This window comes from Candidatus Devosia phytovorans (assembly GCA_029202405.1).
GTDB classification, from domain to species: domain Bacteria; phylum Pseudomonadota; class Alphaproteobacteria; order Rhizobiales; family Devosiaceae; genus Devosia; species Devosia phytovorans.
In genome coordinates, this window is record CP119312.1 from 4,004,509 (window position 1) to 4,020,173 (window position 15,665).

Genomic DNA, 15,665 nt, shown 5'->3' on the forward strand with positions numbered 1-15,665 from the left:
TCGACCTTGAATTTCGAGGAAAGCTGATCAATAGTCACTGCGGCGATTTTTGTGAGGAGAGGCACGAAAAGTGGCCGATGGACTTCAAAAACCGACGCAGCTGTCGTCCAACTGCCTATGCGTGGCCGCGGTCCTACGCATGAACGGGCTTCGGCCGACGCGCCAGCGCCTCGCGCTTGGCGAGCTGCTGCTTGCTGGTTCACATCGCCATGTCAGTGCTGAGCAGTTGCATGGCGAAGTTCAGGAAGCCGGGGTCGATGTCTCCCTCGCAACGGTCTACAACACGCTGCACCAGTTCCAGAAAGCCGGGCTTCTCCGCCAGGTGGCCGTTGATGCGGCCCGGTCATACTTTGACACCGATACTTCGGACCACCATCACTTCTACCTCGAGCACGAACAGCGCGTGATCGACATTCCCCCAAACGCCATCGTGCTGCAGTGCTGGCCAATAGCACCGCAAGGCATGAGGGTGACGCATATCGATGTCGTGGTCCGCGTCACCAAGACCTCGACCATCCAGGAACAGGGATAGCTGACGCCAATATTGATCAGCAACTTCGGCCCGACGAGCCATTCAGCTATTCGGCGTTTCCGATCTGGTCGCCCGCGACGGTGACATTCTCAAAAGCATAGCGCCAAGGATTGCGGCGGTCACCGATCCGGCGAGAACGCCGAGCTTGACTTCATCCTGCAGCATCTGCGCGCCGGGGAACGCCAGAAGGCCGATAAACAAGCTCATGGTGAAACCTATGCCACAAAGGATCGACACACCGTAAAGCTGACGCCAGGAGGCATACATCGGCAATTCGGCCCAGCCAGCCCGGATGACTAGCACCGATGCTGCAAATACCCCTAGCTGCTTGCCAACCAGCAGTCCCAGCGCGACACCCAGAGACACCGGATCAAGCAGCGACTGCAGGCTCATCCCGGCAAAGGACACGCCGGCATTGGCGAAGCCGAAGATCGGCACAATGATGAAGGTAGTCCAGGGCTGGATGGCATGTTCGAGTTGGTTGAGCGGGGACTGCATGTCGTAAGGCCGCGTCGGGCTGGGCCGCAACGGAATGGTCAGCGCCAGCACCACACCGGCCAGCGTGGCATGCAGGCCCGACAGCAAGACCACGAGCCAGAGAGCAAATCCCAGGATGAGATACGGCAAAAGGTTCATCACCCGAAGCCGGTTCAGCGCCACCAGCAGGGCGATCAATGCTGCTGCACCGATCAGCGCCAGTGTGTTGAGCGAAGTGGTATAGAACAGGGCTATGATGATCACTGCGCCAAGATCGTCGATGATGGCCAGCGCGGTGAGAAAGACTTTGAGCGAAGTTGGTACGCGCTTGCCGAGCAGAGAAAGCACCCCCAAAGCGAAGGCTATGTCCGTTGCAGCTGGAATAGCCCAGCCACCTGAGTGCCCTCCGTCTCCCAGGTTGAAGGCGAGAAAAATCAAGGCAGGAACAGCCATGCCCCCCAGCGCTGCGCTCCCTGGCAATATGCGGCGCGACCAGGTGGAGAGTTGACCATCGAGGACCTCGCGTTTGATCTCGAGTCCCACCATCAGGAAGAACAGGGTCATCAGCCCGTCATTGATCCAGTGCAGCACGGAAAGGCCGCCGACATGGACGTGCAGGGCTTCGAAATAGGCTTCGGCCAACGGCGAGTTAGCGATCAGGATGGCCAAGGCAGCAGCCAGCATCAGCACAATGCCGCCTGATGCCGAATTGTCGAGGAAGCTACGAATGATGGATATGGGTCGGCTGCGGACCGCTGGCGGCAAAGACATGCGTCTTCCTCCTTGCGAGAGGTTAAAACAGATCTCCGTGGATTTTGGGAAGCCCAAGGCACCGCAGCACGCGCCGTGAGCAAGCTAGCCTTCAGTGGACGGCTCGCCAAGCGATTTCGTCCCGCAATGCCGTCGCTGGTTCGATATTTCGTCAAGGCCAATGGAGCGAGTCGGGGTTGTTCCACGTTCTCAGGGATCGCAGGAGGAAACGCGATGTACGAGAACACCGAAAAATTCGTGGACATGGACTTCGAGCAGCGAGTCCGCCAGGCCGCCTATCATCTGTGGGAAGACAATGGCCGGCCCAACGGGCGGGAAACGGATTATTGGTTCCAGGCTCTCGAGACGTTGCTGCGGGAACGCGGCCAAGCGCCGGGCGATCGTTCGCCGGAACCCGGCGACGAGCCGAGGCACTGACCCGGCATCGGTGATGCCGATCCCTGGCGCTGTTCCCGACGAGACTGGCACCAGTTTCACGGTCTGGGCAGAGGGTCGCCAGACGGTCACGGTAGAGATCGAAGGTCACGGTGAAACGGCGCTGATGCCGCAGAGTGACGGCTATTTTCACGCCCATGTTGCGGGTGTGCGGCCGGGAGCGCGATATGGTTTTCGTGTCGACAATGGTCCCGTCCTGCCGGACCCTGCGTCCCGCTGCCAGCCGGACGGCAATGCGGGGTGGTCAGCCGTTCAGTCGAGCGCCTATGCGTGGACCGATGAGAATTGGCGTGGCCCGGGTCATTTCGATCATCTGATCTACGAGTTGAATGTCGGCACGTTCACTGGGAATGGCACCTGGGATGCGGCAACGCGACGCCTCGAGCATCTGCATGAGCTCGGCGTCAGCATCATCCATCTGATGCCTGTGGCCACCTTTGAGGGTGCCTTTGGCTGGGGCTACGACACAACGCTGCCTTACGCACCCTTTGCGCCCTATGGCACGCCAGACGAGATGCGCGCTTTCATCGACAGGGCCCATGCCCTTGGCCTCGGCGTCATCCTCGATGTTGTCTACAACCATGTTGGCATGGGCGGACATTTCGAGGCCTATAGTTCACACTACCTCACCGACCGGCACGTTACCGAATGGGGCAAGAGCTTCAATTTCGACGGCGTATCCTCCGGGCCGGTGCGCGATTTCATTTCCGGCAACGCGGCCTATTGGGTGCGTGACTTTCATATCGATGGCTTGCGGCTCGATGCGACCCAGGCCCTGATCGACGACAGCGACACCCATATCATCGCCGAGATCGTTTCGGCGGCGCGGGCAGCAGCGGGGCATCGGTCAATCTATGTCCTGGGTGAAAACCAGCCGCAGGATCGGCGACTGGTCGAGCGGCCGGCGGACGGCGGATACGGGCTGGATGCCTTGGCGAGCGACGACTTTCAGCACGCGGCGCGGGTCGCCGTCACTGGCCACAATGATTTCTACTACCGGGACTACCTTGGTACGCCGCAGGAACTGGTTTCGGCGCTCAAGCACGGCTTTCTCTACCAGGGCCAGCGTTCGGACATGCGGAATACGGTTTATGGTACCGACAATCTCGATACGCCGGCCGACCGCGTGGTGCATTTTCTCGAAAATCATGACCAGGTTGCCAATTCGGCCCAGGGGTTGCGGTTGTCGCGTTTGATTGCGCCGGAGCGGCTGCGCGCCATAACCGCGTTGTTGCTGCTCGGACCGCAGACGCCCTGTCTGTTCCAGGGGCAGGAATTCGGCTCCACGCGGGCGTTCTCCTATTTCCTGGGCGTGACGGGCGATGCTGCACGAGCGGTGGCAGATGGTCGGCGAGAGTCCCTGAGCAACTTTTCCAGCGTGACCGATCCCGAGATGTCGGTGCGCCTGCCCGATCCATCGGCGCCCGACACATTTCTTGCCAGCAAGCTCGACTGGCCGGAGCTTGATCGCAATCGAGGGGTTCTGGCGCTGCATCGTGATCTGATCGCGTTGCGCCGTGCCGACCGCGCCTTTTCGCAACGCCATCGACGCCGGATCGACGGGGCGGTGATTTCCGACAGTGCGCTGCTCATCCGCTATCTCACCGAGACAAGCGCCGACCAGCGGCTATTGCTGCTGAACCTGGGGCGCGACCTCAATATCGGTGTCGTCGCCGAACCCCTTCTGGCGCCGCCCGGCGGACAGAAGTGGGTATTGCAATGGTCGAGCGAGCACCCCGACTATGGCGGGGCTGGACGCCGAGCGTTCGACACCGACAAGTTTTCGGTGCTGCCCGGCAATACGGCCATTCTCTTGAGGCCAGAGGTGCGTGGCTGAGCAGAGGCACGGCCGCTCACCCAGACCCCGACCAGCAAATCATGCGCCTTGCCACGGCCAGCTGCGGTCCGGTGGAAGGCCGTCACCAGAATATAGGCCATCCAGCCAAGTTCGATCATCCAGACTAAGGGACCGAGTTCCCGGACCGGGGCAGCGCCACATGGCCGGCAATGGTCCCAGCTTCGATCCGTCTTGTGAACAGCGTGTTTATCACAGTCGATTAATTGTGGGGCAATCGGGGTTTACTAAGTTCCGCCGCGGGAGCATTGAGGGGCAAAGCGCTGCTTTGGGAGGACCGCGCAACCGTAAAGCCGGAGCTTCCACGTGTCAGACATCCCTTCCCCCCTCTCATTCATCGCCAAGGCCTGGCTGATCCTCCTGGGGATCGTGCTGTTGCTGGCTGGTCTCGCCTTTGCCGGCGGCGGTGCCCGCCTCGTGCAGCTGGGCGGCAGCTGGTATTTCCTCGCTGCCGGCATTGCCATCGTGGTTTCGGCCATTCAGATCTTTCGGCGCAAGCCCTCGGGCGCGGTGCTCTTCGTCCTGGTGTTCCTCGCCACGATCCTCTGGGCCGTGTGGGAGGCAGGCATTGATTTCTGGCCGCTGATCTCGCGCCTCCTCGCCATGTCGGTGGGTGCCGTCGTCGTGCTGCTGACACTGCCGCTGTTGTGGCGTGCCCAGGGGCAATCGGCCAGGCGGCTGGCCGCCTATTTCCCGGCGGCTGTGATTGCGATTGCGGCAGCGGCTGGCTTTGCCGGCATGTTCGTGCCCCATGCCACTGTTTCGGCAACCGGTGCTGGCCCAGAGCTGACGGCGGTTGCGCCTGGTGGCGAGCAGCAGAACTGGGAGCATTATGGCAATGATGCTGGCGGCTCCCGTTTCGTGGCGCTTGACCAGATCAACCGCGACACGGTCAAGGATCTCGAAGTCGCCTGGACCTATCGCACCGGCGATACGCCGATCAGCCCAGGTGCAAATGGCGCCGAGGACCAACAGACCCCGCTCCAGGTGGGCGACAAGGTTTTCCTCTGCACCCCACACAACAATGTCATCGCGCTTGACGCCGACAGCGGTGCGGAGCTGTGGAAGACCGAAGTCAACGCCGAGTCCTCGGTGTGGATGCGCTGCCGTGGCCTCGCCTATTTCGACGCCAATGCTCCGCTCGAACAGCCGACCATTGCCAATTCGACGCCGGTGACACCGGTATCTGTGGCTGCCGGTGCGCTCTGCGAACGCCGCGTGCTGATGAATACAATTACCGCCCAGCTGATCGCGCTGGATGCCGATACCGGCGCCTTCTGCCCGGACTTCGGCACCAATGGCCGCGTCGATCTCAAGATCGGCATGGGCGATGCGCCCGATCCGCAATATGTGCTGACCTCGGCGCCGACGCTAGCGGGAACCACGGTCGTTGTTGGCGGCCGCGTTGCCGACAATGTCAGTGAAAACATGCCGGGTGGTGTGATGCGCGGCTTCGACGTGGTTACCGGTGCGCTGCGCTGGGCCTTCGATCCGGGCAACCCGGCGATCACCCTGCTGCCGCCGCCTGGCGAGAGCTATACCCGCAGCACGCCCAATGTCTGGGCCTCCATGTCCTATGATCCGGCCATGAACACCGTCTTCATGCCGGTGGGCAGCCCGTCGGTCGACCTGTGGGGTGCCGATCGCACCGTGCTCGACCACAAGTACGGCGCGTCGGTGCTGGCGCTCGATGCCACCACGGGTCGCGAGAAGTGGGTTTATCAGACGGTCCATAATGACCTCTGGGATTTCGACGTGCCGATGCAGCCGACCCTGTTCGATTTCACGGCCGAGGATGGCACTGTAACGCCGGCGCTGGTCGTCGGCACCAAGGCTGGCCAGCTCTATGTGCTGGACCGCCTGACTGGCCAGCCGCTGACGGCAGTGGAGGAGTTCCCGGTCAAGCCTGGCACCATTCCCAACGAGCCCTATGCCCCGACACAGCCCAAGTCAGTCGGCATGCCACAGATCGGCGCACAGACGCTGACTGAGGCGGACATGTGGGGCGCCACTCCGTTCGACCAGCTGTTCTGCCGCATCTGGTTCAAGTCCATGCGCTACGATGGACTCTACACTGTTCCCGATACCGACGTGTCGCTGAGCTTTCCCGGTTCGCTGGGTGGCCTCAACTGGGGCGGCCTGTCCTATGATCCGAACAGCCAGTATCTGTTCGTCAACGACATGCGTCTCGGTCTGTGGATCCAGATGTTTGAAGCTGCGCCAACCGACGCGGTGGCCGATGGTGGCGAATCCACCAACACTGGCATGGGCCTCGTGCCGATGCAGGGCACGCCCTATGCGGTCAACAAGAACCGCTTCCTGTCGCCGCTCGGCATTCCTTGCCAGGAACCGCCCTTCGGCACCATGACCGCCATCGACATGCAGACCCAGCAGATCGCCTGGCAGGTGCCAGTCGGCACGGTGCAGGATACTGGTCCGCTGGGCATCAAGATGGGCCTGCCGATCCCGATCGGCATGCCGACACTGGGCGGTACGCTGGCAACCCAGGGCGGCCTGGTGTTCATCGCCGGCGTGCAGGATTATTACATCCGCGCCTATGACACCGCGACCGGTGCCGAAGTGTGGAAAGCCCGCCTGCCAGTCGGCAGCCAGGGCGGACCGATGAGCTACCGCTCGCCGACCACGGGCAAGCAATATGTGGTCATCTCGGCCGGCGGTGGCCGCCAGTCGCCAGATCGCGGCGACTATGTGATCGCCTACGCGCTTCCCGACTGATCTATCAAACGCCGCGGCTCCTGCTGCGGCGTTTTTCTTTCCGGGATTACGGACCCGGTTCGGTGAGGGTCTGCATGGCGTCGGCATCGCGGCGCGGTGGCGCGCCGAAGAAGCGCTTGTATTCGCGCGAGAATTGCGAGGCGCTTTCATAGCCGACGGCATAGGCCACGGTGGCCGCTTCGGCCCGTTCGGTGATAAGTCGGCGCCGGGCCTCATGCAGGCGGATGTGCTTTTGATATTGCAGGGGGCTGACGCCGGTGACCGCCTTGAAGCGGCGGTGGAAGACCGATGCGCTCATGCCGGCGACCGCCGCCATGGCATCGACGCTCACCGGATTGGCGTAATGCTGCTTGATCCATCCCATGGCGCGCCGGATATGGGAGAGACGAGAGTCTGCCCCGGCAATCTGACGTAGCAATCCGCCCTGCGGGCCCATCAACAGGCGGAAGATCAATTCGTGCTCGAGATGGGAGGCCATGACCCGTATTTCCTCGGGACGGTCAAGCAGTCCGGCGAAGCGCCGCCAGGTTTCGAGCAGGGCCGGACTGGCTTTGGTGACGCCAAAACCTGACTGCAGGGGCGGTTCGGCATGGCCCGACATGTCGAGCAGAAGTCTCGAGATGACCGCGGGATCAAGCAGCAGATTGAGCGCGAGATAGGGCTCGTCGGTGGTCGCCTGGCAGACCTGGCCCATGGCGGTCAGCTCGGCCGCGACGACGATATACTCTCCGGCGCCATATTCGAGAACGTTGTCGCCGATGAAGGTGCGCTTGCGGCCCTGCAGGACAAGGCAGACCACGGGCTCGTAGATGAGGCCTGCGGCCGGGGTCTGGCCATCGACACGATAGGCCAGGACGCGCGGCAGCGCGGGATTGTGCCGGCCGGCGTGGCGCAGGGCGATGTTGCGGATATCGTCGAAGTCACTCATGGCCGTATCCGATATCGCTTGCCTCAAAAGGTCAAGGGATCGGCAGGATCAGGCAATCATTCGGGACCATCAGGCATGCGGTTCGGCGGCTAGCGCTCCTACCTATTGGCAGCAACAGCAGAAAGGCTATCAGCATGGACAAGCGCATATTGGGCAGGAACGGGCCGGAGGTTTCGGCGATCGGCTATGGCGCGATGGGGTTTCACCTCGCCTATGGTTCGGCAGATACGCAGGCGGGGCTCGACCTCATCAAACGTGCCTATGACCTGGGCGTGACCTTCTTTGACACGGCCGAACTCTACGGCTGGGGCGAGAACGAGAAATTCATCGGGCAGGCGGTCAAGGAGTTTCGCGATGATATTGTCATCGCTACAAAATTCGGCTTCACCATCGAGAACGGGCAGTATGGCGTCAATAGCCAGCCGAGCCATATTCGCCAAGTTGCCGAGAACAGCCTGCGGTATCTGGGTGTCGAGCAGATCGATATTTTCTATCAGCATCGCGTCGATCCGAACGTGCCGATCGAGGATGTGGCTGGGACGGTCAAGGACCTGATCGCCGAGGGAAAGGTGAAGTATTTCGGTCTCAGCGAGGCTGGGCCGCAGACCATCCGCAAGGCGCATGCCGTGCAGCCGGTGACGGTGCTGCAGACGGAGTATTCGGTTTTCGAGCGCGAGGTCGAGGCCGTGTTGCCGACGACGCGAGAGCTGGGCATCGGCTTTGTGCCCTATTCGCCGCTCGGGCGTGGCTTTCTGACGGGCAGTGTCAAGCCGGCCGCGGAATATGAAGAGAGCGACATGCGCCGCTTCGATCCGCGCTGGCAGCCGGGCAATTTCGAGAAAAATCTTGAGGCGGTGCGCCAACTTGAAGAGCTGGCCAAGAGCAAGAACGCGACAGTGTCGCAGCTTGCACTCGCCTGGCTGCTGGCCCAGGGCGACGACATCGTGCCCATTCCTGGTACCCGGCGGATCGCGCGGCTGGAGGAAAATATCGGTGCGGCCGAGCTTGTCCTGTCGGCAGAGGATCTGGACCGGATCAAGCAGGTGCTGCCCGACGGCGCGTTTGGTGCGCGCTATGCCGGGGACATGGTGCCGACCTGGATCTGAGGAAACGGCGGCGCTATGGCGCCGCCAATCCTCAATTATTGCCGTAACAGGACGCGGACGCCGGCCTGCTCGACCACGTTTACCCAGCCGGAGGCGTCAAATTCCAGCACGCGTTGATGACCCGGCGACAGGTCGGCCAGCACCGCAAGCATGCTGGACGACTTCTTACGGTTGAACTTCAAAATGCTGGCGGGAGCCTGAACGGGCTCGTAGCTGCCCTCCAGGAACAGGTCCGGGAGACGTCTGCGGAGTTGCAGCAGCGATTGGGTGACGAGGAGTTTTTCGCGGTCGGGCGCCGACGGGTCCGCGAGCCGATGTGCCAGATGGGTGAAGTCGAGCGGTCGGCGATTGTCGGGATCGACAAAACTCTGCTCCCAGTCCTCGGCGCCGCGATAGATGTCGGGGATGCCGGGGATGGTGAGCTTGAGCACGGTCTGGATCAGCGCCTTGCGCTTAGCAGTGATAAGGAAGAGCTGACGGTCGGCGAGGAAGCGGGTGATGAAGGGCTGGCATTGCAGCGCTTCGGCGACGAAGCGCTCGATATTTTTTTCATGCTGCGAATTATTGAAATTCCAGTCGGTGAACTGGCGGGCTTCGCGGGCAGACTTGAGCATGGCGCCGGTGAGGCGGTCGGCCAGGTCGGTGGCGGGTTCGACGATGGGCCAGCCGCCGAGCAGGAGCTGGAAGAAGAGATAGAGTTCATTAGGCTGGAGGCCGGTGATGCTTTCACGGGTCAGCAGGTCGCGCCATGCCACGACGCTGGAGGACCATTGGGCGGGATGGTCGGCCATGGTGCTGATGACGGCGCGGATGTCTTCGCCACGCTTGGTGTCATGGGTCGAGGTGGAAATCATGCCGAGCGGGGTTTCGGCGAGGCGGCGCCGATTGGCATCATGAAAGGCGGCGATGCTGACCGAGAAGCGGTCGGGATGGGCGCCGACCTCGTTGAGCGCCACAAGGCGGTTGTAGCGATAGAGCGCGGTGTCCTCAAGACCCTTGGCCATCATGGGGCCGGAATATTGCTGGAAGCGGCCGATGACTTTGGCCACCAGCGCCGGATCATAGGCGTGGCTCAGGCCCAGACAGAACAGGTTTTCGAGGAAATCGTATGTGGCGGGGCGATCCTGCAGGCGTGAGCGGCGGGCCATGGCAATGGCACGGCCGATCTCGCGCCGGTCCCGAGCGGTCGAGCCGGCGTCGTCGATATAGGTGCGATAGACCGAGAGGTGGGCGATGACTTCGCGGACGGCGCGGCGCAGACCGAGCGTCGTGAGGTCAGCCGTTGCGGGCACGGACCAGGCGAGGTCCGTCAGCAGGCCGGAGAGGGTGGAGAGTTCGGCCGCCAGTTCATTGTCCATGATGCGCAGCTTGCAGGCATAGGTCTCGTCTTCGGGCGCGGTCAGGGGGCCGATGAAATCGGCATAGGTTTTGGTGAGGGCGGGTTCTGCTTCTGCGGCCACGAGGGTGCGGGTGAGAAGGGCGCCGACTTCATAGCCGGTGGTGCCCTCGATGGGCCAGGACCGGCGCAGCCTTTCATGCGGCGCGAGGATTTTCTCGACCACGAGATAGGAAAGCTTTGGCGCATGGGCGCGCAGGGTCTCTAGGTAACCCTGCGGGTCGAGCAGGCCATCGATATGATCGATGCGCAGGCCGTCGATGAGGTCGTCCTCGATGAGCTGCAGGATGAGCTGGTGGCTATGGGCGAAGACATCGGGGCGGTCAACGCGGATGCCCGCCAGATCGGAATTGACGAAGAAGCGGCGGTAATTGATCTCGTCGCCGGCCGTGGCGTAATGGGCGGCGCGCCAATGCTGCGCTGCCATCAACTCGTCGAGTGCGGCCCGGCCGGATGGGCCGGAAAGAGCCGCGATTGTGGCTTCGGTAGAGCCATAGTGTTGCTGCAGGGACTTTTCAGTTTCCGGGCTGAGCGGCAGCTTGTGTTCGCCATGGGCCCAGACGGAGAGGCCGTCTGCATCGGCCCGGAGTTCGAAATCGCCATCGGCGAGGCATTGTGCGTGGCTCTTGCCCAGGAAGGGGACCAGGATCTTGCCCTTGAGAGCGTCACACGGGGGCATCCAGTCGATGTCGAACCAATCGGCATAGCGGCTGGTCTTGCCGTGCTTCAAGACATCGAGCCAGAGCGGATTAGCGGCGCCGCCGACGCCCATGTGATTGGGCACGAAGTCGAGAAGCACGCCCATGTCGCTTGCCCGCAGCGCCGTGACCAGGGCGCGGAACTCCTCCAGCGTGCCAAGCTCGGGATTGATCCTTGTGTGATCCACCGTGTCATAGCCATGCGTGCTGCCGGGGCGGGCCATCAGGATGGGCGAGAGATAGGCGTGGCTGACGCCCAGTTCGACCAGGTGGGGAATGACCGCCTGCGCATGAGCGAAGGTGAAGTCCTTGTTGAGCTGCAGACGATAGGTGGCGCGTAGCGGGAACAAAAGGGCCTCGATGATGGGGGTGGGTTTCGATTGCGGACAAGAGACAGGGCGGGGTGGGTCGCCATGTGCCGAGGCAACGCTGGAGGGGCCAAGTCGCTCCACGCGGCGGTCTATTTCGGCCTGGGTGCTGCTCACGACATTGCGACGGTCGCGCGGGGCGGGAGCGCTGCAGTGGCGTTGAAGACGCCGGCCAGACCGCCTATGTGTGGGCCATGCCCCGTATCGCCAAGAAGAAGATCGAACGTCCGCAGATCGTCAGGGAATGGACGCTGCCGGCTGCAGCAACGCTCGGTTCATCGGTGCGGGTGAAGGGCATTTTGCTCGAAATCCGCGCGAAGCTGCCAGCCGCGCTGAAAAAAATGCTCGATGTGCGGGCCAGCGTGCTCATCCTCAGCATGGACGAGGATGCCGAGGGTGATTTCCGCAAGGCCTGCGTCATTGTCGACAAGACCCTCGATGGCATCGAGGACCTGCCGGTCATTCCGCGGGAGATCGAGGATATCCTGACGATCAAGACCAGCGAGCGCCATCGCTGGCTCAAGGATGGGCGCCTGCCGAGCGCGGGAACGCGGACGGTCAAGCTGCGCGGACGGGCCAAGAAGATTACCTTCCACGTGTTCGATCCGCGCCGGGTGGAGGAGTTGCTCGACGGCGAGGCCATTGCCAGTTGGCGCGAGGAAGATGCTGCGACGGCGGCAGAAAACCGGCGGCGGGCGACATGGAAGGCAAAGCTCGCGCGGTCGCAGAAGAGTGCCGAGGTCGAAGCCCCGGCAGAGAGTGGTATGGAGGAAGGGCCGCGGCCCAAGCTGGTGGGCTGGGAAGAGTTCGAGCGCGACGGGCTGCTGCGCTAGGACCAACCGGCATTCAACTGATGCTGGCCTGCAAACGCCAGTTTTCTGCGCTTCCGGTGCTCACGTACCCAAACGTACGCTGCGCTCCGGTGCTCGAAAACCGTCATTTTCGGCTCAGCCTGAGTTGAATGTTGGTCGGTCGCAAGTGCGGCGCCATGGGACTGGGCTGTCCCATGGCTTAACTGAGCAATGCTGTTACTTCAGCATGGCCTGGAAGGCGCGGTAGCTGTCCTTGGGCTGGCGATCCAGCGTTTCGGGATCCATGCCGACGATGCCGAACTTGGGCATCCAGCCCTCAGCCCATTCAAAATTGTCGATCAGCGTCCAGGCGATATAGCCGCGCAGGTCGACGCCCTGCTTTTTGGCTTCGATCATCGCGGCGAAGTGACGGTCGAAGAAGCTGATGCGCTTGGCCTCGTCGAGTTCGGAAGCGCCATTTTCGGTGACATAGATCGGCAGGCCCGGATAGCGGGTGGAAACGCGGACCAGGAATTCGGTGAGCGCTTCGGGAATGACTTCCCAGCCAACATGGGTCTTTTCCAGCGGGCCGCGGGCCTGGGTGAAGGGGAAGACCGGCACCTTTGGATCGGCGGTGTAGAGGAAGCGCGTATAGTAGTTGATGCCGACCCAATCGAGAGGCTGGTTGAGCGTGGGCATGTCGTCGCGCCAGTTTTTCGGCAGATGCGGCTCGAGGATGTCGGTAACCTTTTCCGGATAGCTGCCCTTGAGCACGCCATCGAGGAAGAACTGGTTGAAGATGGCATCGCCCAGAGCGGCCGCTTCCACGTCCTCCGGCTTGTCGCTGGCCGGATCGCATTTTTCCATGTTGACCACGATGCCGAGCTTGTCGTTGGTGCCGACCTCGCGCATGGCCTTGATGCCTAGGCCATGAGCCAGCAGCACGTGGTGCATGGCGCGGGCGGTGGCGCGCACGTCGCGATAGCCGGGAGCATGGGCACCGAGGAAATGGCTGAGCACGGTGATGCACCAGGGCTCGTTGAAGGTGGCGATGCTTTCGAGGCGGCTGCCGAATTTTTCGGCAGCGATGGCGGCATAGTCGGCGAAGGCGTGGCTGGTGTCGCGGTTCATCCAGCCGCCACGATCCTGCAGGGCGCTGGGCAGGTCCCAGTGGTAGAGCGTGGCAAGCGGCTTGATATTGCGCTCGAGCATGCCGTCGATCAGGCGATCGTAAAAATCAAAACCCTTCTGGTTGAGCGCGCCGGTGCCCTCGGGGATCAGGCGCGACCAGGAGAAGGAGAAGCGATAGGCGTCAAAACCGCCGTCGCGGATCAGGTCGAGATCTTCGGCCCAGCGATTGTAGTGGTCGCAGGCCACGTTGCCATTGCCAAAATCGCGGGTATTGCCGGGCGTATTGGCAAAGGTGTCCCAGATGGAGGGGCCGCGACCATCGGTCTGGCCGCCCTCGATCTGATGGGCCGCCATGGCCACGCCGAAGAGGAAGTCGGGGCCGAAATCGGTACGCTTGTGGGTAAACATGGTGCGTCCTTGATGGGTGAACGGTAAAAAAGAGGCTCCCCGGTCGGGGACCGGGGAGCCAGCTCCCGCTCCGCAAAGGGAGGCGCGGGCGGAAGCGTGAGCGTCAGACGACCTTGGCGATGATCGCCTTGAGCAGGTCCATTTCTTTGCCACTCAGGTCGGTCAGCGGTGGGCGTACCGGGCCGGCCTTGCGACCGCGGGCTTCGAGGCCTGCCTTGATGATCGAGACGGCATAGCCCTTCTTGCGGTTGCGCAGCTCGACCAGGGGGAAGAAGAAGTCCTTGAGGATCTGGTCGGTGGTTGGCTTGTCGCCAGCGCGCAGGGCCGCATAGAACTTCTGGGCCAGCTCGGGCACGAAGTTGAAAACAGCCGAGGAATAGGTGGTGACGCCGGCCGAGAAATAGGCCTGGGCATAGAGCTCGTGGGTCGGCATGCCGCCGATATAGACGAGGCGATCGGCCAGCTTGGTGGTGATCTCGATGACGCGGTCAACTTCGCCGTGACCGTCCTTGAAACCGATCAGGTTGGGGCACTGGTCGGCCAGGCGCTGCATGCTGTCGGCGGTGAGCAGGATATTGTCGCGGTTATAGACGACGACGCCGATGCCAACGGCATCGCAGACGGCCTTCACATGGGCGATGAGGCCGGCCTGTTCGGCAAACATCAGGTAGGGCGGCAGCAGCAGGATGCCATCGGCACCGGCAGCTTCGGCAGCCTTGGCCATTTCGACGGCCATGGCGGTGCCATAGGCGGCGCCCCCGAGGATCGGGGTCTTGCCGGCATGGGCCTTGGCGACTTTGGTGACGCGGGCCACTTCGTCGGGGGTCAGCGAGAAGATTTCGCCGGTGCCGCCAGGAGCGAAGAGCGCTGCGGCACCGAAGCCGTCGAGCCAGTCGATATGGGCGATATAGGCCTCTTCATCGAACTTGAGATCGGCCGTGAAGGTGGTGATCGGGAAAGACAGCAGTCCACTGCCGAGCGCGGCCTTGACTTCGTTGGGAGTCATAAAATCGGTCCTGAGAGAGGGATCAGTAGGTTTCGAGGGCCTGCAGCAGCGCGGCGGTGTAGCCGTAGCAGTAGGCAAAGGCGACGCCCTGCGGGTCACGGCCGGAAATGGCGGGCACGTGATCGGGCATGATCATGTATTTGTAGCCGACTTCCTTGTAGACCTTGAGCGAGGCGGCCATGTCCATGTCGCCTTCGTCCGGGAAGGTTTCCATGAAGCTCAGCTTGTGGCCGCGGATGTTGCGGAAGTGCAGGTTGAAGATCTTGTCGCGGCTGCCGAACCAGCGGATGACGTCGGCGATTTCCTCGCGCGGGTTGTCGAGCATTTCGCCGACCGTGCCCTGGCAGAAATTGAGGCCGTGGTAGGGGCTTTCACGCAGCTGGACGAATTTCTTGAGGCCATCCACGGTGCCGAGCACGCGGGTCACGCCCTTGAAGCCGGGCGGGGTGTAGGGGTCGTGCGGGTGGCAGGCGAGGCGCACCTTATTGCTTTCGGCAACCGGCACGACGCGCTCGAGGAAATAGTCGATGCGCTCCCAGTTCTCGTCTTCCGACAGCACGCCGGCGAGGCCTGGTGCGGCATTCTGATCGGTCTTGTCCCAGCGGAAGGAGGCATTGAGCGAGCCGCCGCGACCGAGCTCGTCGGGGGTGCGGGGAATGCCGATCAGGTTGAGATTGTACTTGGCGGCGGGGATGCCGGCGGTGGCGCAGTTTTCGATCAGCTGGCAGATCTCGTCGATCTGGCGATCGCGGTTCGGACCAGCCAGCAGGATATCGGGATAGGTCGCCGTCTCGATCGGGCTCGAGGGCAGGGGGAGCTGGATCATGTCGAGGATCAGGCCGAAGCTTTCGACCTTCTCGCGCAGGGCCTTGAGGTCGTCGAGCGTCCAGGTGCCCAGCCTGGTATAGGGGTCCTGGCAGATGTGCTTGATGCCGAGCTGCGACCAGACCCGATAGTCGTCGTCCTCGCGCGCCTGAAGCTGAGTCCCTACATACATGCCGTCCTCCTTTTGGTAAGGTATGACATA

General features: G+C 62.4%; 12 protein-coding genes. 6 read left to right on the forward strand and 6 right to left on the reverse strand.

The genetic code is table 11. The annotated features are described in order from the left end of the window. Positions 1 to 139: 139 nt before the first annotated feature. Positions 140 to 532, forward strand: a complete 393-nt coding sequence (locus P0Y65_19695) for a transcriptional repressor (GenBank protein WEK04373.1) — start codon at positions 140 to 142, stop codon at positions 530 to 532. A gap of 42 nt (positions 533 to 574) precedes the next feature. Here P0Y65_19695 and nhaA read toward each other — a convergent pair whose 3' ends face one another. Continuing rightward, positions 575 to 1,780: a Na+/H+ antiporter NhaA gene (gene nhaA / locus P0Y65_19700; protein ID WEK06851.1), complete on the reverse strand. Its 1,206-nt coding sequence runs from the start codon at positions 1,778 to 1,780 to the stop codon at positions 575 to 577. Between the two features lie 213 nt (positions 1,781 to 1,993). Between nhaA and P0Y65_19705 the strand changes: the two genes are divergently transcribed. From P0Y65_19705 to P0Y65_19715, 3 genes are all read left to right on the forward strand, one after another. Then, on the forward strand, positions 1,994 to 2,197 hold the full coding sequence (locus tag P0Y65_19705; GenBank protein ID WEK04374.1) for a DUF2934 domain-containing protein: 204 nt from the start codon (positions 1,994 to 1,996) through the stop codon (positions 2,195 to 2,197). Between the two features lie 13 nt (positions 2,198 to 2,210). Continuing rightward, positions 2,211 to 4,052 (forward strand): alpha-amylase family glycosyl hydrolase, encoded by a 1,842-nt coding sequence (locus P0Y65_19710; protein ID WEK04375.1) that lies wholly within the window; start codon positions 2,211 to 2,213, stop codon positions 4,050 to 4,052. Positions 4,053 to 4,376: 324 nt separating this feature from the next. Further along, the gene (locus tag P0Y65_19715) at positions 4,377 to 6,806 is read left to right on the forward strand and encodes a membrane-bound PQQ-dependent dehydrogenase, glucose/quinate/shikimate family (protein ID WEK04376.1); all 2,430 of its coding nucleotides are present in this window, start codon (positions 4,377 to 4,379) and stop codon (positions 6,804 to 6,806) included. 46 nt (positions 6,807 to 6,852) lie between these two features. On the opposite strand, the gene P0Y65_19720 is transcribed toward P0Y65_19715, so the two are convergent. Beyond that, on the reverse strand, positions 6,853 to 7,734 hold the full coding sequence (locus P0Y65_19720; protein WEK04377.1) for an AraC family transcriptional regulator: 882 nt from the start codon (positions 7,732 to 7,734) through the stop codon (positions 6,853 to 6,855). Positions 7,735 to 7,868: 134 nt separating this feature from the next. Here P0Y65_19720 and P0Y65_19725 point away from each other — a divergent pair, with 134 nt between their 5' ends. Then, the gene (locus tag P0Y65_19725) at positions 7,869 to 8,840 is read left to right on the forward strand and encodes an aldo/keto reductase (protein WEK04378.1); all 972 of its coding nucleotides are present in this window, start codon (positions 7,869 to 7,871) and stop codon (positions 8,838 to 8,840) included. 35 nt (positions 8,841 to 8,875) lie between these two features. Here the strand turns inward: P0Y65_19725 and treY are convergent, their stop codons facing one another. Then, positions 8,876 to 11,284 (reverse strand): malto-oligosyltrehalose synthase, encoded by a 2,409-nt coding sequence (gene treY / locus P0Y65_19730; GenBank protein ID WEK04379.1) that lies wholly within the window; start codon positions 11,282 to 11,284, stop codon positions 8,876 to 8,878. Between the two features lie 212 nt (positions 11,285 to 11,496). On the opposite strand from treY, the gene P0Y65_19735 reads away from it, so the two are divergent. After that, the gene (locus P0Y65_19735) at positions 11,497 to 12,135 is read left to right on the forward strand and encodes a hypothetical protein (protein ID WEK04380.1); all 639 of its coding nucleotides are present in this window, start codon (positions 11,497 to 11,499) and stop codon (positions 12,133 to 12,135) included. Between the two features lie 195 nt (positions 12,136 to 12,330). Here the strand turns inward: P0Y65_19735 and P0Y65_19740 are convergent, their stop codons facing one another. From P0Y65_19740 to P0Y65_19750, 3 genes are all read right to left on the reverse strand, one after another. Then, on the reverse strand, positions 12,331 to 13,632 hold the full coding sequence (locus P0Y65_19740; protein WEK04381.1) for a GH1 family beta-glucosidase: 1,302 nt from the start codon (positions 13,630 to 13,632) through the stop codon (positions 12,331 to 12,333). 103 nt (positions 13,633 to 13,735) lie between these two features. After that, on the reverse strand, positions 13,736 to 14,638 hold the full coding sequence (kdgD, locus tag P0Y65_19745; protein WEK04382.1) for a 5-dehydro-4-deoxyglucarate dehydratase: 903 nt from the start codon (positions 14,636 to 14,638) through the stop codon (positions 13,736 to 13,738). Positions 14,639 to 14,660: 22 nt separating this feature from the next. Next, complete coding sequence (locus P0Y65_19750) at positions 14,661 to 15,635, reverse strand: mannonate dehydratase (protein ID WEK04383.1); 975 nt, start codon at positions 15,633 to 15,635, stop codon at positions 14,661 to 14,663. Between the last annotated feature and the right edge of the window lie 30 nt (positions 15,636 to 15,665).